This window comes from Hydrogenophaga sp., assembly GCF_019264445.1.
In the GTDB taxonomy this organism is placed as follows: Bacteria; Pseudomonadota; Gammaproteobacteria; order Burkholderiales; family Burkholderiaceae_C; genus Hydrogenophaga.
This window is the reverse complement of record NZ_JAHVAB010000029.1, coordinates 67,495-88,564: the sequence shown is the minus strand read 5'-3', so window position 1 is coordinate 88,564 and position 21,070 is coordinate 67,495. Positions and strand designations below refer to the sequence as shown.

Annotated in this window: 17 protein-coding genes; 11 read left to right on the top strand and 6 right to left on the bottom strand. The window is 68.7% G+C overall.

What is annotated here, in order from left to right:
• Positions 1 to 304: 304 nt before the first annotated feature.
• Positions 305 to 1,894, bottom strand: a complete 1,590-nt coding sequence (garD, locus tag KXJ60_RS04480; RefSeq protein WP_291124494.1) for a galactarate dehydratase — start codon at positions 1,892 to 1,894, stop codon at positions 305 to 307.
• Between the two features lie 79 nt (positions 1,895 to 1,973).
• Between garD and KXJ60_RS04475 the strand changes: the two genes are divergently transcribed.
• The 5 genes from KXJ60_RS04475 to glxR all read left to right on the top strand — a co-directional run bounded on the left by KXJ60_RS04475 (position 1,974) and on the right by glxR (position 7,462).
• A complete protein-coding gene (locus tag KXJ60_RS04475) occupies positions 1,974 to 3,017 on the top strand; it encodes a LacI family DNA-binding transcriptional regulator (protein ID WP_291124492.1) in 1,044 nt (347 codons plus the stop codon).
• Between the two features lie 172 nt (positions 3,018 to 3,189).
• On the top strand, positions 3,190 to 4,140 hold the full coding sequence (locus tag KXJ60_RS04470) for a tripartite tricarboxylate transporter substrate binding protein (RefSeq protein WP_291124490.1): 951 nt from the start codon (positions 3,190 to 3,192) through the stop codon (positions 4,138 to 4,140).
• 142 nt (positions 4,141 to 4,282) lie between these two features.
• Positions 4,283 to 5,611 carry a glucarate dehydratase gene (gene gudD / locus KXJ60_RS04465; protein WP_291124488.1) on the top strand — a complete coding sequence of 443 codons (1,329 nt, stop codon included), beginning with the start codon at positions 4,283 to 4,285 and terminating at the stop codon, positions 5,609 to 5,611.
• A gap of 41 nt (positions 5,612 to 5,652) precedes the next feature.
• Positions 5,653 to 6,441 carry an aldolase/citrate lyase family protein gene (locus KXJ60_RS04460; RefSeq protein ID WP_291124486.1) on the top strand — a complete coding sequence of 263 codons (789 nt, stop codon included), beginning with the start codon at positions 5,653 to 5,655 and terminating at the stop codon, positions 6,439 to 6,441.
• Between the two features lie 136 nt (positions 6,442 to 6,577).
• Positions 6,578 to 7,462 carry a 2-hydroxy-3-oxopropionate reductase gene (gene glxR, locus KXJ60_RS04455; RefSeq protein WP_291124484.1) on the top strand — a complete coding sequence of 295 codons (885 nt, stop codon included), beginning with the start codon at positions 6,578 to 6,580 and terminating at the stop codon, positions 7,460 to 7,462.
• Between the two features lie 15 nt (positions 7,463 to 7,477).
• Here the strand turns inward: glxR and KXJ60_RS04450 are convergent, their stop codons facing one another.
• The gene (locus KXJ60_RS04450) at positions 7,478 to 8,374 is read right to left on the bottom strand and encodes a LysR family transcriptional regulator (protein ID WP_291124482.1); all 897 of its coding nucleotides are present in this window, start codon (positions 8,372 to 8,374) and stop codon (positions 7,478 to 7,480) included.
• 100 nt (positions 8,375 to 8,474) lie between these two features.
• On the opposite strand from KXJ60_RS04450, the gene KXJ60_RS04445 reads away from it, so the two are divergent.
• Both KXJ60_RS04445 and KXJ60_RS04440 read left to right on the top strand, forming a co-directional pair.
• Positions 8,475 to 10,052: an NADH-quinone oxidoreductase subunit L gene (locus tag KXJ60_RS04445; RefSeq protein WP_291124480.1), complete on the top strand. Its 1,578-nt coding sequence runs from the start codon at positions 8,475 to 8,477 to the stop codon at positions 10,050 to 10,052.
• Positions 10,045 to 12,645, top strand: coding sequence for a DUF2309 domain-containing protein (locus KXJ60_RS04440; RefSeq protein WP_291124478.1), 2,601 nt, complete (start codon positions 10,045 to 10,047; stop codon positions 12,643 to 12,645). Before KXJ60_RS04445 ends, KXJ60_RS04440 begins: the two co-directional genes overlap by 8 nt.
• Here KXJ60_RS04440 and KXJ60_RS04435 read toward each other — a convergent pair.
• From KXJ60_RS04435 to KXJ60_RS04420, 4 genes are all read right to left on the bottom strand, one after another.
• Complete coding sequence (locus tag KXJ60_RS04435; protein ID WP_291124476.1) at positions 12,581 to 13,351, bottom strand: DUF6671 family protein; 771 nt, start codon at positions 13,349 to 13,351, stop codon at positions 12,581 to 12,583. The genes KXJ60_RS04440 and KXJ60_RS04435 overlap by 65 nt on opposite strands.
• Positions 13,352 to 13,481: 130 nt before the next feature.
• Positions 13,482 to 14,702, bottom strand: coding sequence for an FAD-binding domain-containing protein (locus KXJ60_RS04430; protein ID WP_291124474.1), 1,221 nt, complete (start codon positions 14,700 to 14,702; stop codon positions 13,482 to 13,484).
• On the bottom strand, positions 14,699 to 15,424 hold the full coding sequence (gene ubiG / locus KXJ60_RS04425; protein ID WP_291124472.1) for a bifunctional 2-polyprenyl-6-hydroxyphenol methylase/3-demethylubiquinol 3-O-methyltransferase UbiG: 726 nt from the start codon (positions 15,422 to 15,424) through the stop codon (positions 14,699 to 14,701). The genes KXJ60_RS04430 and ubiG overlap by 4 nt, the downstream gene beginning before the upstream one ends.
• The gene (locus KXJ60_RS04420) at positions 15,421 to 16,623 is read right to left on the bottom strand and encodes an FAD-dependent oxidoreductase (protein ID WP_291124470.1); all 1,203 of its coding nucleotides are present in this window, start codon (positions 16,621 to 16,623) and stop codon (positions 15,421 to 15,423) included. The genes ubiG and KXJ60_RS04420 overlap by 4 nt, the downstream gene beginning before the upstream one ends.
• 105 nt (positions 16,624 to 16,728) lie before the next feature.
• On the opposite strand from KXJ60_RS04420, the gene KXJ60_RS04415 reads away from it, so the two are divergent.
• The 4 genes from KXJ60_RS04415 (at position 16,729) to KXJ60_RS04400 (ending at position 21,046) form a co-directional block, all read left to right on the top strand.
• Positions 16,729 to 17,793: a MerR family transcriptional regulator gene (locus KXJ60_RS04415; RefSeq protein ID WP_291124468.1), complete on the top strand. Its 1,065-nt coding sequence runs from the start codon at positions 16,729 to 16,731 to the stop codon at positions 17,791 to 17,793.
• 68 nt (positions 17,794 to 17,861) lie between these two features.
• On the top strand, positions 17,862 to 19,010 hold the full coding sequence (locus KXJ60_RS04410; RefSeq protein WP_291124466.1) for a hypothetical protein: 1,149 nt from the start codon (positions 17,862 to 17,864) through the stop codon (positions 19,008 to 19,010).
• A gap of 4 nt (positions 19,011 to 19,014) precedes the next feature.
• Positions 19,015 to 20,169: a helix-turn-helix transcriptional regulator gene (locus KXJ60_RS04405; protein WP_291124464.1), complete on the top strand. Its 1,155-nt coding sequence runs from the start codon at positions 19,015 to 19,017 to the stop codon at positions 20,167 to 20,169.
• A gap of 112 nt (positions 20,170 to 20,281) precedes the next feature.
• Positions 20,282 to 21,046, top strand: coding sequence for a hypothetical protein (locus tag KXJ60_RS04400; protein ID WP_291124462.1), 765 nt, complete (start codon positions 20,282 to 20,284; stop codon positions 21,044 to 21,046).
• Positions 21,047 to 21,070: the final 24 nt, after the last annotated feature.

Here is a 21,070-nt window from a genome sequence, read left to right as displayed (position 1 = left end):
GCGCAGCCGCTCCAGAATGGCCCGGCTGCGCTCGGCCGAGAGCGGGCCTTGCGAGCCCTCCAGCCGCACCGGCGGGGCGCGGCGCTCCTGGTCGGGCACCACGCGCGGCAGGCTCTTGCAGCCCACCAGCGTGAGCACCACCAGCAGGCCTGCGGCCGCACCCGAAAAACGTCGCATCTGACCGTGCGGCTGGATCACCATGTACCACCCTTGTTTTGAAGATTGGGGGCGACGATGACAGCGCGACCGGGTGCCGTCAAGCGCATGGGCGTGTACCCCGCGCCGCGCGGCGGTCATTCGGGGTTCAGGTCACGGGCGCGGGGTTGAAGAGCACCAGTGCGTTGTGCAGCTTCCACTGCTCGGCCCAGGTTTTCTTGCGGCCGCTGGCCACGTCGAGCATGAAGCGGAACAGCTCCCAGCCCACGTCTTCGATGCGGGCCTGTCCGTCGGCGATGGTGCCGGCGTTGATGTCCATGAGGTCGTGCCAGCGCCGCGCCAGGTCGCTGCGCGTGGCCACCTTGATGACCGGCACGGCCGCCAGCCCATACGGTGTGCCGCGCCCGGTGGTGAACACGTGCAGGTTCATGCCGGCGGCCAGCTGCAGCGTGCCGCAGATGAAGTCGCTCGCGGGCGTGGCGGCGTAGGTGAGGCCTTTGGCCTGGAGCTTTTCGCCAGGCGCGAGCACGTTGGAGATCGGCGCACTGCCCGACTTCACGATCGAGCCCATGGCTTTCTCGACGATGTTGGACAGCCCGCCTTTCTTGTTGCCGGGCGTGGTGTTGGCGCTGCGGTCCACGCTGCCGCGCTGCAGATAAGCGTCGTACCAGGCCATTTCGCGCACCATGGCCTGCGCCACCTCGGGCGTGGTCGCGCGTGCGGTGAGCTGGGCAATGCCGTCGCGCACTTCGGTGGTTTCGGAAAACATCACGCTCGCGCCTGCGCGCACCAGCAGGTCGGTGCAGAAGCCCACGGCGGGGTTGGCCGTGACACCGCTGAAGGCGTCGCTACCACCGCACTGCACGCCCACGACCAGCTCGCTGGCGGGCACGGTTTCGCGCCGGCGCGCGTTCAGGCGCTCCAGGTGCACCTCGGCCTGGCGCAGGATGGAGTCGACCATGCTCATGAAGCCGACGTGCGCGTCGTCTTGCAAACACACAGTGTCCAACCGCTCTTCGCCGGCTCCACGGGTGTCCTGGATCGGGATGGCGTTGGGCGGGAAAAGCCGCTCGGGCTGCAGCTTCTCGCAGCCCAGGCTCACCACCATCACCTCGCCGCCGAAGTTGGGGTTCTGGCTGATGTGGCGCAGGGTGCGGATGGGAATGACGGCGTCGGGCGCGTCAATCGCCACGCCGCAGCCGTAGCCGTGTTCCAGTGCCACCACGTCGTCCACGTTCGGGTAGCGCGGCAGCAGCTCGGCCTTGATGCGCTGCACCGCAAAGCTGGTGACGCCGGCCACGCACTGCACGGTTTGTGTGATGGCCAGGATGTTGCGCGTGCCCACCGAGCCGTCGGCATTGCGGTAGCCCTCAAACGTGTAACCCTCCAGCGCGGGCTGCGGCTGCGGCCGTGCGGTCGCCATGGGCAGGTTCTCCAGGCCGCGCGCCTCGGGCATCTGCAGCAGGCGCTCGTGCACCCAGCTGCCGGCGGCGATCGCGTCCAGCGCGTGGCCAATGGGCACGCCATAGCGCAGCACCGGCGCGCCGCGCGCGAGGTCCACCAGCGCCACCTTGTGGCCTTGTGGCACTTTGTCGCGCAGCACCAGACCGCCGGGCAGGGCGGTGCCCGCCGGCAGCCCGCCGTCGTTGGCCACGATGGCGACGTTGTCGTCGGCGTGCATGCGAATCGTCAGCGGCGTGGCGGCGGCCGCAAGGGTGGCCGGGGGGGTATCGGGCATGCGCATCTCCTATGATTCAGCGCGCATCGCAGGCCGTTTCCGGCTACGATCGTGTTCAGATTGGTACCGGTACCATTTTATGCCTCAAACGAAAGACACCGACAACCCCCGGCGTTCGCGCCGTGGCAGCGGGGCCATCACCCTGCGCGACGTGGCACGGCTGGCGGGCGTGGCGCCCATCACCGCCTCGCGCGTGCTCAACACGCCCGACCAGGTGTCGCTCGAGGTGCGCCAGAAAGTGCTGGAAGCGGTGCAGAAGACCGGCTACGTGCCCAACCGCATGGCCGGTGGCCTGGCGTCTTCGCGCAGCCGGCTCATTGCGGCGGTGGTGCCCAGCACGGTGATGTCAGTGTTCATGGAAACCATCGAATCGCTCAACGGCACGCTGTTTGACGCCGGCTACCAGCTCATGCTGGGGCAGTCGAGCTATTCGGCCAGCCGGGAAGAGTCGCTGCTCGAAGCCATCATTGGCCGGCGGCCCGACGGCATCTTCCTCACGGGTGTGCTGCATTCGGGCAAGGGCCGCACGCGGCTGCTGGCGTCGGGCATTCCGGTGGTGGAAACCTGGGACCTCACGCCCGCGCCCATCGACATGCTGGTGGGCTTCTCGCACACCGACATTGGCCGCGAGGTGGCGAAGTTCCTCATCGGCAAAGGCCGCCGCCGCCTGGCCATGATCCGCGCGAACGACGAGCGCGCGGCCCGCCGCGAGCAGGCGTTTGCCGCCGAGGTGGCGCGCAGCGGGCTGGCCGAGGTGGCGGTGCAGGTGGTGGACGTGGGTGCGTCGCGCACCATCAAGAGCGGGCGCGATGCGCTGGAGCGTCTGCTGGCGATCGATCCGCAGGTGGACGCCGTGTTCTGCAGCTCCGACCTGCTGGCCGCCGGCGTGGTGACGCAGGCGCGCGTGCGCGGCATCGACCTGCCGGGCCAACTGGCCGTCATGGGGTTTGGCGACGTGCCCTTTGTGGCCGACATGGTGCCCGCGCTGAGCACGGTGCACATCAACGGCGCGGACATTGGGCGTATGGCCGCGCGCTGCCTCATCGACCGGGCTGAGCGGCGCGAGGTGGCTGCGCCGGTGGTCGACGTGGGGTTCTCGATCGTCGAGCGCGACACGACCTGAGCGGTCGTCCCGCACCTGTGTGTGAAGCGAGGCCGGCCACCGCCGACGGGTGGCCAAAAAAACCGTTGACGCCCGAATTTGGTACCGGTACCATTCTGGCCGTATGCACCTGGTACCGGTACCAGATGCAGACCCTCGCCGCATGATTCCCAACGACAGGAGACAAGACACCATGAAGAAGCTGCTGTGCGCGCTCGGCGCGACCATGACCCTCACCACGGCCATGGCCTGGCCCGACAAGACCGTGACCATCGTGGTGCCCTTCCCACCCGGCGGCTCCACCGACCTGATCGCCCGCACGCTGCAACCCAAGCTGCAGGAAAAGTTTGGCGGCACCTTCGTGGTGGAAAACAAGGCCGGCGCCACCGGCACCATTGGCGCCGCGCAAGTCGCGCGCTCCGCGCCCGACGGCCACACCTTGTTTGTCTCTTCGCTCGGCCCCTACGTGATCGCGCCTCACCTGATCAAGGTCAGCTACGACGCGCTCAAGGAGTTCGACTACATCTCCGTCGCCGTGCAGGCGCCCAACGTGCTGGTGGTGCCCGCTGCCTCGCCGCACAAGTCCATGGCCGACGTGCTCGCCTTCCAGAAAGCCAACCCCGGCAAGATGACCTTCGCGTCGTCCGGCAACGGCAGCAGCGACCACCTCACCGCCGAGCTCTACTGGCAGCAAACCGGCACCAGCGGCGTGCACGTGCCCTACAAGGGCGGTGGCCCCGTCATGACCGACCTGCTGGGCAACCAGGTGGACTCGTCCTTCATGAACATCAACACCGCCATGCCGCAGATCGTGGCCGGCAAGCTGCGGGCGCTCTCCATCACCAGCGCCCAGCGCTCGCCGCTGCTGCCCAATGTGCCCACGCTCGACGAGCTCGGCATCAAGGACGCCAACGTCTACTCCTGGCAAGCCGTGGCCGGCCCCAAGGGCATGTCGGCCGACCTCAAAAGGCAACTGCACGCCGCCATCCGCGACGCCCTGAACGACCCCGCCATCAAGCCGAAGCTGCTGGAAGTGGGCTTTGAAGTCGTGGCGAGCACGCCCGAGCAGTTCACCGCCTTCCAGGCCGCCGAATTCGCACGCTGGCAGAAGCTGATCCAATCCCGCAACATCAAGGCGGATTGAAAGGCTCACCCCCGCCGCGCTGCGCGCGACCCCCTTCCAGGGGGCGATGTCTGGGACCGGCGGAGCCGGATCCTCGACATCTCTGGAAGCAGACCCACGCGCCGGAGCGACTCCTTCATTGAAACTCGCACGTCATTGCCTCATGTCCTCAACGCCTCGCATCACCGAACTGCGCGTCATCCCCGTGGCGGGGCGCGACAGCATGTTGCTCAACCTGAGCGGGGCGCACGCGCCGTTCTTCACGCGCAACCTGCTCATCCTCACCGACAACGCGGGGCGCACCGGCGTGGGCGAGGTGCCGGGGGGCGAGAAGATCCGCCAGACGCTGGAAGACGCGCGCGCGCTGGTGGTGGGCCAACCCGTTGGCGACCACCAGCGCGTGCTGCGCGAACTGCACACCCGCTTTGCCGACCGCGATGCCGGCGGGCGTGGCCTGCAGACCTTTGACCTGCGCACCACCATCCACGCGGTGACCGCGGTGGAATCGGCCCTGCTCGACTTGCTCGGCCAGCACCTGGACGTGCCCGTGGCCGCGCTCCTGGGCGAAGGCCAGCAGCGCGACGCGGTGGAAATGCTGGGCTACCTGTTCTTTGTGGGCGACAAGGCCAAAACCCACTTGCCCTACGCCAGCGAACCCGGCGCCGACAACGCCTGGAGCCGCCTGCGCCACGAAGAGGCCATGACCCCCGAGGCCGTGGTGCGCCTGGCCGAAGCCGCGCGCGAGCGCTACGGCTTCAACGACTTCAAGCTCAAGGGCGGCGTGCTGCGCGGCGACGAGGAGGTGGACGCCGTCATCGCCCTGCACGAGCGCTTTCCCGACGCCCGCGTCACGCTCGACCCCAACGGCGGCTGGCTGCTGAAAGACGCGATCCGCCTGGGCCAGCGCATGCGCGGCGTGGTGGCCTACGCCGAAGACCCGTGCGGCGCCGAAGACGGCTTTTCCGGTCGCGAGGTCATGGCCGAATTCCGCCGCGCCACCGGCCTGCCCACCGCCACCAACATGGTCGCCACCGACTGGCGCCAGTTCACCCACGCGCTCTCGCTGCAGAGCGTGGACATTCCCCTGGCCGACCCCCACTTCTGGACCATGGCCGGCAGCGTGCGCGTGGCGCAAACCTGCCGCGACTGGGGCCTGACCTGGGGCTCGCATTCCAACAACCACTTCGACGTGTCGCTCGCCATGTTCACCCACGTGGGCGCCGCCGCCCCCGGCAAGGTGACCGCCATCGACACCCACTGGATCTGGCAGGACGGCCAGCGCCTTACCAAGGAGCCGCTGCAGATCGTGGGCGGGCACGTGCAGGTGCCGAAAAAACCCGGCCTGGGCATCGAGCTCGACATGGCCGAGGTGGAGAAAGCCCACCAGCTCTACCGGCAGCACGGCCTGGGCGCGCGCGACGACGCCATCGCCATGCAATGCCTCATTCCCAACTGGACCTTCAACCCCAAGCGCCCGGCGCTCGACCGTTGAACGCACACTCCACCCATCCGACAACAAGCACAAGGAACCCCATGCGACCCAACCGTCTGCGTGAAATCTGGGCCCGTGGTGGCGCCGTGGCCAACGGCTGGCTGGCCATCCCCAACAGTTTCTCGGCCGAGACCATGGCCCACCAGGGCTGGGACTCGCTCACCATCGACCTGCAGCACGGCGTGGTGGACTACCAGGCCATGGTCACCATGCTGCAAGCCATCAGCACCACCGACACCGTGCCCGTGGTCCGCGTGCCGTGGCTGGAGCCCGGCATCCTCATGAAGACGCTGGACGCCGGCGCCTACGGCGTCATCTGCCCCATGGTGAACAGCCGCGCCGATGCCGAAAAGCTCGTGGCCTACACCCACTACGCGCCGCGCGGCACGCGCAGCTTCGGCCCCGTGCGTGCTTTGCTCTACAGCGGTGCCGACTACCCCAAGCACGCGAACGACACCATCGTGACCTTCGCCATGATCGAAACCGCGCAGGCGCTCGACAACCTCGAAGAGATCCTCTCCACCCCCGGGCTGGATGCGATCTACATCGGGCCGTCCGACCTGTCGCTCGCGCTGGGCTGCAACCCCACCTTTGACGACCTCGACCCCAAGGCCGCCGCCGCGGTGGAGCACATCCTGGCGCGTGCCAAGGCGCACGGCCTGGTGGCCGGCATCCACAACGGCTCACCCGAAGCCGCCGCACGCCGCATCGCCATGGGCTTCCAGTTCGTCACCATCAGCTCCGACGCGCGCCTCATGGCCGCCGGCTCGCAGCAGGTGCTGGCCACGCTGCGCGCCTCACAGCCCAAGGCCTCGGCCGACGGCTACTGATTTCTGCAACCCCACCCCAGTCGAAAGCGCAGTACCCCTTTCAAGGGACACCGAGGGTCCGGCTCCGCCGGCCCCAGGTGTCGCCCCCTTGAGGGGGTCGCGCGCAGCGCGGCGGGGGTGTTTCAAAGGAACAAGGATGAACATTGGATTTATCGGCCTGGGCATCATGGGCACGCCCATGGCGCTGCACCTCGTCAACGCCGGCCACAAGCTCTTTGTGCACACGCGCCGCGCGGTGCCCGAAGCCATTGCGGCCGCCGGCGGTGTGCGCTGTGACAACGCGGCCGCCGTGGCGAAAGCTTCAGATGTGATCTTCACCATGGTGCCCGACACCCCTGATGTGGAGACCGTGCTGTTTGGTGAAAACGGCGTGGCGCAGGGCCTCAGCCAAGGCAAGACCGTGGTGGACATGAGCTCCATCAGCCCCATGGCCACCAAGGCGTTTGCGAAAAAGATCAACGCGCTGGGCTGCGACTATGTGGACGCGCCCGTGTCGGGCGGCGAAGTGGGTGCCAAGGCCGCGTCGCTCACCATCATGTGCGGTGCGGACGAAGCCGTGTTCGAGCGCATCAAGCCGCTGCTGGAGCTCATGGGCAAAAACATCACCCTGGTGGGCGGCAACGGCGACGGCCAGACCACCAAGGTGGCCAACCAGATCATCGTGGCGCTGAACATCGCCGCCGTGAGCGAGGCCCTGGTGTTTGCCAGCAAGGCCGGTGCCGATCCCGCCAAGGTGCGCCAGGCCCTCATGGGCGGCTTTGCGTCCAGCCGCATTCTGGAAGTGCACGGCGAACGCATGATCAAGCGCACCTTCAACCCGGGCTTTCGCATCAAGCTGCACCAGAAAGACCTGAACCTGGCCCTGCAAGGCGCGAAGGAAATCGGTGTGAGCCTGCCCCAGACCGCCAACGCCGCGCAGCTCATGCAAGCCTGCGCGGCCAACGGCATGGACGAGCTGGACCACTCCGCGCTGGTGAAGGCGCTGGAGCTGATGGCGAACCACGAGGTGGCGAAGGGCTGAGCGCGGGGCGCGCTGTCAGGGCGCCTCGGGCAGGCGCCGTGGCAGGAGCTGTTCGAGCCCGTCGTTTTGATGGCGGTGCGGCGTGGTGATGGCGAAGAACCGTTCCTTGAGCTCGGGCGCCTGGCCCACCACCTGCAGATGCCCGGCCTGCAGCTCGTCCTGAACGACAACGTCGGGCAGCAGCGCCAGCCAGCCGCTGTCGCGGGCGATCAGTCGCAGCATGGCCATGTCGTCCACTTCAGCCCGCACGCGTGGGGTCACGCCCTCGGCCGCACAGATCGCATCAAACTGGCCACGCAGCGCATGCCGATGGCTGGGCAGCACGATGTCCAGTCCCGCCAGTTCCGCGGGCACACGCAGGGTCTGGCCGGCCCAGACGCGCTTCGGTCCCACCACCGAAACCGGCTGGCTCGCCAGGTGCCAGCAGTGCAGTCGCCGCGCTGAATCGGCCGGCACCGCCTCGTTGGCCAGGACCACGTCGAGCTGGTGCTGCAGCAGCCGCTCCAGCAAGCCGTCCAGCAGGCCCGACTCCAGCGTCAGCACGACCGAAGGATCCGCCAGGATCGGCCGGATCCAGTTCTCCAGGTAGTTGCGAGACAGCGTGGCCACGCTGCCGATGCGCAACCGCAGAATGCCCTCCGTGCGGCCTTCCAGGCGGCCCAGCATTTCCTGGCCCAGCCCGAAGATGTTGTCGCAGTAGGACAGCACCAGATGGCCCGTGTCGGTCAACACCAAGCGCCGGCCTTCGCGCAAAAACAGGTCCTCACCCAGCCGGAGTTCGAGCTGGCGGATCTGCGCCGACAACGCCGACTGAGACGTGTGCAGCTGCTGGGCCGCCTGCGTGAGCTGCCCCAGCTTGGCCACCTGCCAGAAATAAAACAGGTGGTGAAAGTTCAGCTGGCTGAGGTTCATTGTTCTGTTTTTTGTTTCTTTTCGTTCAGAAGTTTGTATTTTACAGAACGATAACCCTGCGCCATCATCCGCCCCGCTGAATCAACCGGGGAGTGCGCAGATGGATCTGAATGTTTTGGGGAACAACGCGGTGGTGCTGGCGCCGGCCGCGCTGATGGGGGTCGCCACCCTCGCCACGCTGCGGTCGCTGTGGTCTGGAACGGACCTCGGTGGTCTGTGGAAGGCGGTCACCGCGCTGTCCCTGGCCGCCCTGGTGCTGAGCGTGCCGGCGTTTCTGGCCACACCGGACTTCGGGCCGGCTGGGGCCTGGCTGAGGGTGACCACACCCGGTCAGGTGGTTTCCACCCTGGTGCAGTTGCTGGGCTCGGTCATCGTCGCGTTTTCGTCGCGCTACCTGCAGGGCGAGCGCGGGCAGCGGGGCTATATCGGCGCCATGGCGGTGGTGCTCGCGGCGGTGCAGCTGCTGCTGCTGGCCAACCACTGGGTGCTTCTGATCGCCGCCTGGGGCGTGGTCGGGGTGGCCATCCAGCGGCTGCTGTGCTTCTACCCCAACCGCTCGTTTGCCCTGCTGGCTGCGCACAAGAAACGCCTGGCGGACCGGGCGGCAGACCTGCTCCTGATCGTCGCCGCCTCGCTGGCCTGGGCGGAAGTGGGCAGCGGCTCGCTCACCGACCTCTGGGCGCACCTGGACGCGCGGGGCGCGTCGTTGGCCTTGCAGGCCAGCGCCTGTTGCCTGGTGCTGGGCGTGGCCCTGCGCACCGCGCTCATGCCGGTGCACGGCTGGCTGATCCAGGTCATGGAGGCGCCCACGCCGGTGTCGGCCTTGTTGCACGCCGGGGTGGTCAATCTGGGCGGCTTTGTGCTCATCCTCTTCTCACCGCTGCTGAACCAGGCGATGGCCGCGCGCTGGCTGCTGCTGGTGTTCGGATTGGCGACCGCGGTGCTGGCGGGCATGGTGATGCTGACCCGCATCAGCATCAAGGTCCGGCTGGCGTGGTCCACCGTGGCGCAGATGGGCTTCATGCTGCTGGAGTGCGCGCTGGGCCTGTACACGCTCGCCCTGCTTCATCTGGTGGGGCATTCGCTCTACAAGGCGCACGCGTTTCTGGGGTCCGGCGATGCCGTTCGCGACACACGCCTGAAGCTCATGCGGGGCGCGGTCACCGTCAAGCCCCTGGCGCTGGTGCTCGCGCCTGCGCTGGCCATGACCACCGCCTACGGTGTGCATGAGCTGGCGGTCGCCCTCACGGGCCTGGCGGCGTGGCCGTGGTGGTGGACGGCGGTGCTGGGGCTGGCCTGGTCGCCCATGCTCTGGCTGTCCCTGTCGGCGCCGCCCGGCGATGTGGCGCAGCGCGGTGGGTCAGGGCGTCTGGCCAACGGCGGCATGGGGCTTGCGGCGGTGGCGGGTTTGTCGGCGCTGATGGTGCTGGCGCATGCACTGCCCCTGGGGCTCCAGGACACACCCGACCACGCCATGGGCTACGCCGCCCTGTGCGGCATGGCCTTGCTCTACCTCTGCCTGGCCCGGTTGCAGAACCGGCCGGGCGCACTCGACCCGTGGCGGCGCTGGAGTTATGCCGGCTTCTACGTCGACGAGCTCTACACCAGCCTGGCCCTGAGGCTCTGGCCGACCGGCTGGGCCCGCACCCCCGCATCTCTTGGAGACACCCATGTTTGAAACCCTGGATTCAAGGCCCGGCCTTCACGTCGACCTGGCCCGGGTGGAGCGCGCCTGCCGGCAGGCCTGCGCGTCCATCGCACCGACCTGGCCCCTGGACCAGGCCATCGCCGTCAACCCCCATTGGGAGCGCGTGGGCCTGCCGGTGCGCCAGGTGGCCGCCCGCATGGCGGTGCTGGGCGGCATGCGGGTGTTTCCCTCGCGCACCCGGTTGCGCCAAGCCTGGGAAGAGGGCCGCATTCGCGTGGACGACGTGCAGCAGGCGCTGGCCGATGTCGATGCGGCCCGTGTGGCAGGCATGACGGCCGCGGATTGGCTCGCAGAGATGCAGCGGGACCGCTTCCCGCAACGGCTGCCGCTGTTGATCGATGTGCTGGACCGGCGGGTCTCGGGGGGGTCGCTCCTGCCCTGGCCGCAGGCCATTGCGCATCAGGTGAGCCAGACCTGCGCCGCCTTCTTTGACGAGCACCAGGCGGACTGGTGCCCATCGACCCCGACCAGTCTGTACGACTTCTGGCGCGACACACTGGCGCACGACCACGGCATTGGCGTTCTCATGGGCATTCCGGACCTGGGGCAGCGGCTCAACGCGCTGCCGCGCAGCCGGCAGGAAGCCGAGGCCTGGGTGCTGGCGCGTCTGGGCCTGCCCGAAGCGGCCTGGGCCGACTATCTGGAGGCCGTGTTGCTCACGGTCAATGGCTGGGCTTCGTGGTGCGCCTACCTGTCGTGGCAGGACCGCCTGGAGCCCCAGGCGGACTCGCACGCTTCGGGCCACCTGCGCGATCTGCTCGCGATACGGTTGGCCTGGGGCGCCCTGGTGCTCGATGGCCAGGGCGATCAGGCATCGCAGCGCAGCTTCGAATCCGTGAAGGCCGCGTGGCATCAGGTCGCCCTGCTGCTGGCCAAGGCCGATGCCGAGCTGGTGGCCGACGAAGTGGGCCAGTGCGCGCTCGAAGTGGCTTACCAGCGCGATCTGGTTCAGCGGCTCTCCAGCGCTGGCCAGGCCACCACCGCCGCGCCGACCATCGAGGTGCAGGCGGCCTTCTGCATCGATGTGCGCAGCGAGCCCATGAGAAGGGCGGTTGAGGCGGCGCATCCGGGCATGCAGACCATCGGGTTTGCCGGCTTCTTCGGTCTCCCCATGGCCTACACCCCGTTGGCCACGCAGGCGCGGCGCCCCCAGCTTCCGGGGTTGCTGGCGCCGACGGTGAACGTCAGCGAACGCCCGTGGGCACCGCAGCCCCCCACCCAGGCCACCGAGCCGGACCCCGCCACCGGCGGGCGCGAAGGGCTGTTGGCGCGCGTCATCGGCAGCCGGCAGGCGCAGTTTGAAAGGGCTTCGAGCTGGAACGCGGCCACGCGGTGGCCCGGCTCCGCGTATTCGTTTGTCGAAGCCGCTGGCTGGAGCTACCTGGGCAAGCTCGGCGGCTGGTTGATGCCATCGGCCGACAAGGCGCGTGAGCGCGACGACCTGTACGGCCTGGCCCCAAAATACCGCGCCGTGTGCCGGCCCGTGCTGCTGGACCTCGACGTGGACGCGCGGACCGACCTGGCCAGCCGCGTGCTGCACGCCATGGGGCTGGACGATCGGCTGGCCCCACTGGTGGTGCTGGTGGGGCACGGCAGCCAGTCCGCCAACAACGCGCACGCGGCGGCGCTGGACTGTGGCGCTTGCTGCGGGCAGACGGGCGAGGTCAATGCCCGCGTGCTGGCGCAGTTGCTCAACGATGGGGCAGTGAGGGCCGAGCTGATGCGCCGTGGCCTTCACATACCGGCCCACACGGTGTTTCTGGCGGCGCTCCACAACACCACCACCGACGAAGTGGAGTGGTTCGACACCGACCTGCTGCCCGCCGATGCGCACGCGCCATGGAAACGCGTCGAGGCCGCCTTTGTGCAGGCCGGTGATCAGGTGCGGCGCGAACGCGCCTCCAGCCTGGCGCTGGACCCTCGCGCGCCGCAGGGCAAGCTGATGGCCGACTTCAAGCGCCGGGCCAACGATGGCGCCCAAACCCGACCGGAGTGGGGTCTGGCGGGCAACGCGGCTTTCCTCATCGCCCCGCGTGAGCGGTCTGCGGCCACCACGCTCTCGGGGCGCGCGTTTTTGCACGACTACGACGCCCGCCGGGACGAAGACGGCAGCGTGCTGGAGCTGCTCATGACGGCACCGATGCTGGTCACGCACTGGATCAACTGGCAGTACCACGCCTCGACCTGCGAGCCCGATCGGTTGGGCAGCGGCAACAAGGTGCTGCACAACGTGGTCGGGGGTCGACTGGGCGTCTTCGAAGGCAATGGAGGGGATCTGCGCATTGGCTTGTCCAGGCAGTCCCTGCACGACGGCACCCGCTGGATGCATGAGCCCTTGCGGTTGACGGTGCTGATCGACGCACCCGCAGGGCGCATCGCCGACATCGTTTCAAGACACGCGGTGGTGCGTCATCTGGTGGACCACCATTGGCTGCACCTCTGGCGTTTTGCGGACGCCGGTGGATTCGAACGCTATGTGCAGGGCGCCTGGCAGCCGCTCAAGGATTGCAGTGGTTGCAATGTTCTGGATCGGCAAACCGCCGATCCGTCCGGGGCACCGTGACCTGATGGCGGCAGCGCGGGCATGTCCAGACCTCGCTGCGATGGCTGGTGGTGGGCCTCGCGCACGCCGCGCATGGGAGCCCGGGCACGCGCTCGCTCACGCTGAAGCCCGGCGCATCGCACGCGGGGCAGCAGGTCTGCAAGCGCTGCACCAGATCGGCAGCGGCCTGGCCGATGCGCTCCATGCGCGTGGGGTTGGCGAACGCGCGCAAGTCGGTTTCGGCGAACACCTGGCCGTTGGCGGCCATGTCGCGGCAGGCCTCAAAGGTTGAGCGCAGCGCGGCGGGGTCTGACAGCCCCTTGTGCACACGCGGATCGTCCTGGTGCTGGGGCCGCAGCACGAGGTGGTGTTTGGGAAAACCCTCGCGGGCGGCGAAGGCCTGCAACTCGGCCCAATCCCCCGTGAGCACATGGCCGCTTTGGCCAAGACCCTGGGCCATACCCACCACCTCCAGGCCCAGCTCGTCATCGATCCACATCAGCAGCTCCACGTTCCAGGTGAACATGCCGGTGAAGGGGTCGGGCGCAAAGCTGCCTTCGCTGGCCATGCCCAGCGCAAGCCCGCTCAGCTCCATGCCTTTGCGGGTCTTGAGCCGCAGCGCATCGATCTGCGCACCGGGGCGCGGCGCTTCGCGGGTGAAGGTGCCCAGCAGGTCGGTGTCGTAGCCGCTGACGTGTTCAATCACGCACCCCAGCGCAGGTTCCATCACTGTTTTCAGAACCTGCTCTTTGCCATGCTGTGTCAGCAGGGCGACGCGGCGACCCGTATAGCGGGACACGTTTTTGAGCGCAGATGGATCGGTCGACATGGGGGTGAACAGCCTTGCAACAACCGCGTCATCGTAGCGGCCCGGCCGCGTGGATGTCCGTCCAGGCCGCCAGGCCTGGCAGGTCGTTCAGCCGCGTCACACCATGCGTGGTGTGCTTCCACCAGGCCGAGAACGAGGTGCAGTGCCTGCGCACATCACCGAACAACGCCAGCGGCTGGCGTTGCACCACCCGGGGCGGCAGCAGGGGGCTGATGTGGGGGTCGGCCACCGTCTGCACGGAGCGCGCACCGGCCAGGGCCTGCGTGAGCGCGTGTGCGTCGGCGTGCCAGCGCAGGCGTGTCAGCCCGGCCATGCGTTGGCCCACGAACGACCAGCGCGCCGCGCTCCAGGGCCAGGCGTTGTGGTGCTCGGCCATGCGCAGGCCCACGTGCACGCAGCCGGCGGGCAGGTCGGGCGGTGGCTCGCCCAAGGCCCAGGGGTGCACCAGCCACACGTCGCGGCCGTTCACGTCGGCGGCCTGCAGGGGGCTGGGCGGCACATGCTGCGGCACCGACCACACGGCGGGCTCTTCCACCCCGTCGCCCTCGGGGGTGGTCTTCACCGGCCTGCCGCTGCGGGCCATGGCGTCGAGGGTTTCGTAGGAGCAGTCGATCACGGTGCCCGGGCTGTGCCAGGCGGGCGGTGCGTAGCGGGCCACGTTGTCGGCGTTGAACAGGTAGGGCTTGCTGCTGCCCGTGCCCGCCACCCATTGCCAGCTCAGCTGGTTGCTGGCCAGGTCGCCGTCGAGCAGGTGCGCCACCATCCAGTCGGCACCGGTGCGCCAGTGCACCTTGCGCAGGTGCACGAGGTAGCTGGCCAGCCACATGCGCGCGTGGTTGTGCAGGTAGCCGCTGGCATACAGCGTGCGCACGGCCATGTCGATCACGGGCACGCCCGTTCGCGCCTGGCGCACGTCGGCCGGCACCTCGGTGGCGTAGCCATGGTCAGGCAGCACGCCGGGATGGAGGGATTCAAAAATACCCGCGCCCAGGTGCTGCCACACATGATGGAAATACGCGCGCCAGCCCAGCTCGAACACGAACTTGTGCTGCACGTCCAGCCGGTGCTGCGCGGCCACGCCTGCCAGCACCTCGGGCAGGCTCACGAAGCCGTGCGTGAGGTATGGCGAGAGCTGTGTGACGGCGCCATCCAGCGCGTTTCGGCTGCGCGCGTAGTCCGATGGGCGCACGGCGGTGATGCGGGCCAGTGCGGCTTCGCGTGTGGGGGGGAACAGGTCAAGGGCAGTCATGCAGACGGGTGGGCGTAGGTGGCGATGTAGTTGACCCGCGTGTCTTGGCACCACGAGGCGCGGTGCCACAGGGGCAGGTAGCGCATGCCCCGCAGGTCTTGCTGCTGCAGGCCAGCGCGCGCCACGGCATCGGCCAGCTCGGTGGGCCGCACAAAGCGGCTCCACTGGTGGGTGCCCCGGGGCAGCACCCGCAGCACGTATTCGGCGCCGACGATGGCGAACACAAAACTCTTCCAGGTGCGGTCGATGGTGGAGGCGATCAACAGGCCGCCGGGCGCCACGGCCTGGGCCACGGTGTGGACGAAGGCGGGCACGTCGCTCACGTGTTCCACCACCTCCAGCGCCAGCACCACGTCGAAGCGCTCGCCCGGTGCGAGCACCTGCGCGGGCTCGCCCAGCCGGTAGTCCACCGCCACGCCCTGTGCCTGCGCGTGCAGGCGCGCGGCCGCCACGTTGCCCGGCGAAGCGTCCACGCCCACCACCTGCGCACCCTGGCGCGCCAGCGGCTCGGACATCAGGCCTCCGCCACAACCCACGTCCAGGATGCGCACGCCACTCAGAGCGTCCACGGCGGGCTTTGCCCAGTGCTCCGCAATCTGGTCGACCACATGACCCAGCCGCAAGCCGTTGACCACATGCAGCGGTCGCATCGGCCCGTGGCGGTCCCACCAGGTGGCGCTCAACCGGTTGAAGCGTTCAATTTCAGAGGTGATCGCGGTCACGCTGCCCCCATCAGGTGTGTGCGCGCTCGCGACCCCGCCTCCAGGCGGGCCTTCACGTCTGCATAGGTGCGCGCGGCGGTTTCCGGCTGCAGGGGCTTGGCGCCGCGCGGCTGCGGGTTCGTCAGGCCGTCGGCCAGGCGCATGGCCAGCTGTGCACCGCTGCGGTGAACCTCGTCGACGCTGCTGAGTGTGACGCTGTCGCCACACACGCCGAGCCGCACCTGCCCGTCCCACAGGTACCTGGGCGTATCGACCTGGGGCGCGGGTCCATCGGCAAAAGCGAGCGTCCAGTTGTGCGCCCGCAGAAAGTGGGGCACGACCGTCTGCCGGGCATGGGCCGCGAAGTTGGCCAGCAGCAGGTCGGCCACGGTCTCGGCGTCGTCGTCTGCGTGCTCTTGCGACCACCGCTCACTGGCTTCAATGAACCAGCGCTGCGGCACCGTGGCAGCGCGCCCTGGCTTGCTGTGCATGGCGGCCATGCGCTCGATGGGCCCGCTGCCGTACACGCGGTAGCTGGGCAGGTGGATCGGGCGCTCGGTGCCCAGCAACAGCACCCAGCGGTTGCGGTACCGCACGCCGCGCAAGGCTTGGCTCAGCGCCGGTGAGCTGCTCGCCAAGGGCAGGGCCTGCGGGGCTGGAACCGCCAGCACTAGGGCCTGAAAGTCTTCGTCGATCTCGTCCGACGCGCTCTGCAGCACCCAGTGTGTGTGGCGCCAGTGGGCTTGCTGAATGGGCGTATTCAGCCGAACGTTCAACGGCTTGGCGATCGCTTCCGCCAGGGCCCGCATCGACGGCACGCCGACCGTTCCCAACGGTTCCAGCTCGCGGTCTTCGCCAGAGTCGTCTTCATCCTGCAGCTTCACCTTGCGCCAGCTCGGCACGTCCACCGGCGCGCGCGGCATCGTCCAGACATGGCTGGCCGGCAGTTGGCCGGGCTCCTGGTGGGCGTAGTTGGCGAGCAGCGTCTTGCCGTTGATGACCTGCGCGCCGTCGTCAAACCAGCCCACGCGGGTGAGCAGCGAACTGCACCGCCCGCCCACCCGGTCGCTGGCCTCGAACACCACCGGCTCAAACCCCCGCAGCCGCAGCTCATGTGCGCAAGACAGCCCACCCATACCCGCCCCTACCACCGCCACGCGTGGTGCCTCAGTGGCCTGCGAGGGCGCGGTGATGGCATCGGGTTGAGTTGGGTTGTCCATGTATGAATGCTAGGTCAATATCGATTCACCATGAACTCATGCGTGTTATTTAGAAAGATTGGCGCCATAATTCGACTCAAAACCAACTCATAAAACCTCGCCATCATGCCCCGCTCGCCCCGTCCGCACACGCCTGCGTCGCCCGCCGCTGCACCGCCCACGTTCCGCAGCGGCGCGGTGGCGCGCCTGGCGGGCATGCCTGTTTCCACCCTGCGCATCTGGGAGCAGCGCTACCGCGCCGTGGCCCCCACCACCGCCCCCACCGGGCACCGGCAATACAGCGCGCAAGACGTGGATCGGGTCGTGTTGCTGCGTCAACTCACCGGCCATGGGCACGCCATCGGCGCGCTGGCCGCGCTGGGCATGGAGCAGCTGCGTGAGCTCAGCCGCACGCACGCCGCCGCTGCTCCCACCGCAAGCGAGCCGCCGCTGCCTGCGGCGCTGCGCATCGTGGTGGTGGGGCAGGCCATGGCGCGGCGGCTGGAGCGGCCCGCCGTGGTGCAGCGCTGGCGCCAGGCGCCGGTGGTGGTGGCGGTGCGGGATTCGCTGGCGCAGGCCGCGCAACCCACCGCGCAGCAGGGCGGCCCGTCGGCCGACCTGCTGCTGTGGCACGCGCCCACCCTGCATGCCGACGCACTGGCAGAGCTGCAAGCCGCGCAAGCCGCGTGGGGCGCGCGCCACCTCGCCGTGGCGTACCGGTTTGCCGGTGCCGCCGCGCGCGACGCGTTCGTCAACGGCGGTGCGAGCGTGGTCCGTGAACCGGCGGACGACGCGGCGCTGGTGGCCTGGCTGGGCTCCCTGGCATTGAACGTGGTGCCGGGCGAGGTGGATGCCGCAGCAGAACGCCCCCAGCACACCGACCCGTGGTCGCTGCAAGCGCTGGAGCTGGGCCTGGGCGGTGGCACCGTGCCCGCCAGCCGCTTTGACGATGCAACCCTCACCGAATTCGCCAGCCTGTCGTCCGACGTGGCCTGCGAATGCCCCAGCCATGTGGCCGACCTGCTGATGCAGATCGCCAGCTTTGAGCGCTACAGCGCCAGCTGCGCCAGCCGCAACCCGGAGGACGTCGAACTGCACACGAGCCTGCAACGCGTGGCCAGCGCCGCGCGCATCCTGTTCGAGACCGCGCTGCAGCGCGTGGCGGCGGCGGAAGGGCTGCCGCTGCGTTGAGCTCTCTGTCTCCATGTCGCGGGAGCGGCAAGGAGGCGCATGGCGTCGACATCGGTTAAAAAGCGGCCATGTCCCGCCCCGATGCCCTTCTGCACCGGGCCACCGAGGCCCTGTACGACGCTGTGATCGACCCAGCCGCCTGGGACGACGTCATGCGCACGCTGCGCGCGCTCTTTCGCTCGCGGGTGGAGGCCCTCTACTGCCTGGACCTGCACGCGCACACACTGCGGCCTGTGCGCATTGAAGGCGTCGAGCGGTCACAGCTCAGGCGCTTCTCGGCCAGCTTCTACCTGCCCGACAACCCCTGCCTGAAAACCCCCGAGCTGCACCGGCCCGGTGTGATTCGCACCGACGAACGCATGCTCGCGCACCTGGGCGACCCGGGGGCTTTCCGGCGTTCGACGTATTTCAACGAGTGGCTGCGGCCCCAGGATCTTGCGCACACCATGGGCATCACCCCATGGGTGCAAGAAGGCCTGATGCTCAATTTCAGCCTGCTGCGCGAGCCCGGGCGCGGCAGTTTCGGCGCGGCCGAGCAACGGCGTCTGGGTCAGCTCTCGCGGCACATGGAGCGGGCCATGCGCATGGTCGTGAAGCTCGACACGCTCACGCAACGTTGCAGCGACAGCACGATGGCCCTTGACCAGGTCGCGCAAGGCATGGCGGTGCTCGACGCACACGGCGCGCTGCTGCAGGCCAACAAGGCCGCCATGCGCCTGCTCGCACGCGGCCAAGGCTTTTGTTTGCGCGCTGGCCGCTTGGCTGCACGCGAGCCACGAGACCAGGCGTGCCTTGAAGCCCTGCTGAGCGCCTGCACGGCCGACAGTCGCCAGGCCGAAGCGGCACCGCCGGCCGCCCTCGTGGCGCAGGGCCTGGTGTTGCAGATGACGCCCCTGCGCAGCACGCGCAGCGTGTTCGTGTCGCCGCGTGCGGCCGTGCTTGTGAGCCTGTCTGAACCGCTGGCGCCGCCCACCACACAGGCGAGCGACACGCTGGCCGCGCTGTTCGGCTTCACTGCAGCCGAAGCGCGGCTCGCGCAGTCGTTGACAGGCGGGGGCGGACTGCGCGAGGCCGCTGCCCGCGCGCGCATGAGCTATGCCACCGCACGCTGGTACCTGAAGATACTGTTCCAGAAAACCGGGACCACGCGCCAGAGCGAACTGGTCGCGTTGCTGGTACAGGTCACGCAGTCGGCCCCGCCGCTTCGGCTGCATTGACACCATGAAAACGTCCGCCGTCGACACCCTCACTTCGGCGATCTATGACGCCGCGCTCGACCCGACGCACTGGCCTTCGGTGCTCGCGCAACTCAAGGCCTGCTTCCGTACCGAGGCCGAAACCTTCTATGTGCTTGACTTTGGCACCCGGCGCCTCACGCAGGCACACCTCGCGGGCATCACGCCTCAATGGATGAGCTGCTTCGATGCGCTCTACTTCGCGCCCGACAACCCGTGGAATGTGCACTCCGAAGCGCTGCACCGGCTCGGTACCGTGCGGACCAACGAGCGGCTCGACGCCTACACCCGCGAGGACGGTGTGCTGTACCGCTCCGCCTACTACCAGGAGTGGATGCGCCCGCAGGGCTTTCGTTTCAGTCTGGGCAACACCCTCACCACCGAGCGCAGCGGCGTCGCCAATGTGACGCTGCTGCGCGCGCCCGACCTGCCCACCTTCAGCGAACAGGAGGTGCACCTGTTCGAGCGCCTCAGCGGCCACTTCGTTCGTGCGCTGCGCATCCGCGAAAGGCTGGGGGCGGCGGCGCTGCGTCGTGATCAGCTGGCCAGTGCGCTCGACAGCCTGCATGGCGGCATGCTCATCGTGGGGCCCGATGGTGATCTGGTGCATGGCAATCGGGCAGCGTTGCAGGCCCTCGCGCGAGCCGACGCGCTGGTGTACCGGCAAGGCCGTGTCCAGGCGGCCTGCCACACGTCGCAGCCCGCGCTCGATGCGTTGCTGCGAGCCCATGCGCCGCAGCCTGGTCGTCTGGCGCCGACCACCGACACCCTGGTGCTGCCGCGCGTGAATGGGGGCGTGCCGCTTCGCGTGCAGGCGGCCGGTGTGGCACTGCCGTTGTCGTCGGCCTCGTCGCACCGGCCCTGCGTGCTGCTTGCGCTGTCGGGTGCGGACGACAACCCGCCGCCCTCGCGCGCCGACGGGTTGCGCGAGGCTTATGGACTCACACCCGCCGAGGTGCGTCTGGCGCAGGCCTTGCTGGATGGCCTGAGCCTGCGCGATGCCGCCGCAAGGCTCGGTCTCACCTATGGGACTGCGCGCACGCGGCTCAAGTGCGTGTTCCACAAGACCGGCGTGCAGCGCCAGTCCGAGCTGATCGCCCGCTTGCACCGCGAGCTCGCCATACCGCTGCGCCCGCACTGAAGCGGCGATCTCGCCGGCCCCGCCACGCAACTGCCGAGTACCTCCCATTTGGGAGGTGCCTCGCGCTGCAGTGCGCCCTAGCATGCGCCCATTCAACTGGAAGGGAACTGCCATGCATCACACCGTTTTCCGAGCGGCGGCAGCCGTGCTGCTCACCATGGCCGCCGTGCTGTGCCTGCCCGCTGCGGCCCAGCCGTCTTTCGACATCGTGGGCCTGCGCCCTGGCATGAGCGAAGCCGAAGCCATGGCCTTGCTCCAGGCGCACCGGCCCGGCGTACGCGTTCAGAAGCGCAACATGACCTACAACTACAGCGACGGCGTGCAGCAGCTCAATACGCAGCCTTTTCTGTATGAGCTGTGGGCGACCTACGACGACGCGCAAGGCCGCGAAGACATCCGCCTCTATTTCGCGCCACCGCCCAGTGCGTCGCGCGTGCTCGGCATGACGCGGCAAATGAGCCTGAAAGCCCCGCCGACACAGGCGCAGCTCGGTGCCCAGCTGGCGCAGCGTTACGGCGCACCCACCACGAGCAGCAAGAGCAACTCCACCGTCAACACGGTATGGGGCGAGCCCGGCAAACCCATGTGCTGGCGCAGCACGCCCAACACCACCGTGATCGGCGTGGGCGAGGCCTCGGACATCCTCAGTGGCCTCAAGCGGGGGCAGGACAAGGGCTATGTGCCACGCGATCCCGCCACCTGCGGCCTCGCCGCAGCCGCCAGCACGACCGGCGAGCCCGTGCACTCGCTCGTTGTGCGGCTGGTGGACTATGGCGCCTGGGCCAGCACACACCAGAAGGCGAAAGACTGGGTGGAGCAGCAGCGCCAGGAGGCCGTGAAAGCGCGGTTGTCGAGCGGCGCAACGCCCAAACTGTGAGAGTGGTCTGGCACCGCGAGCTTC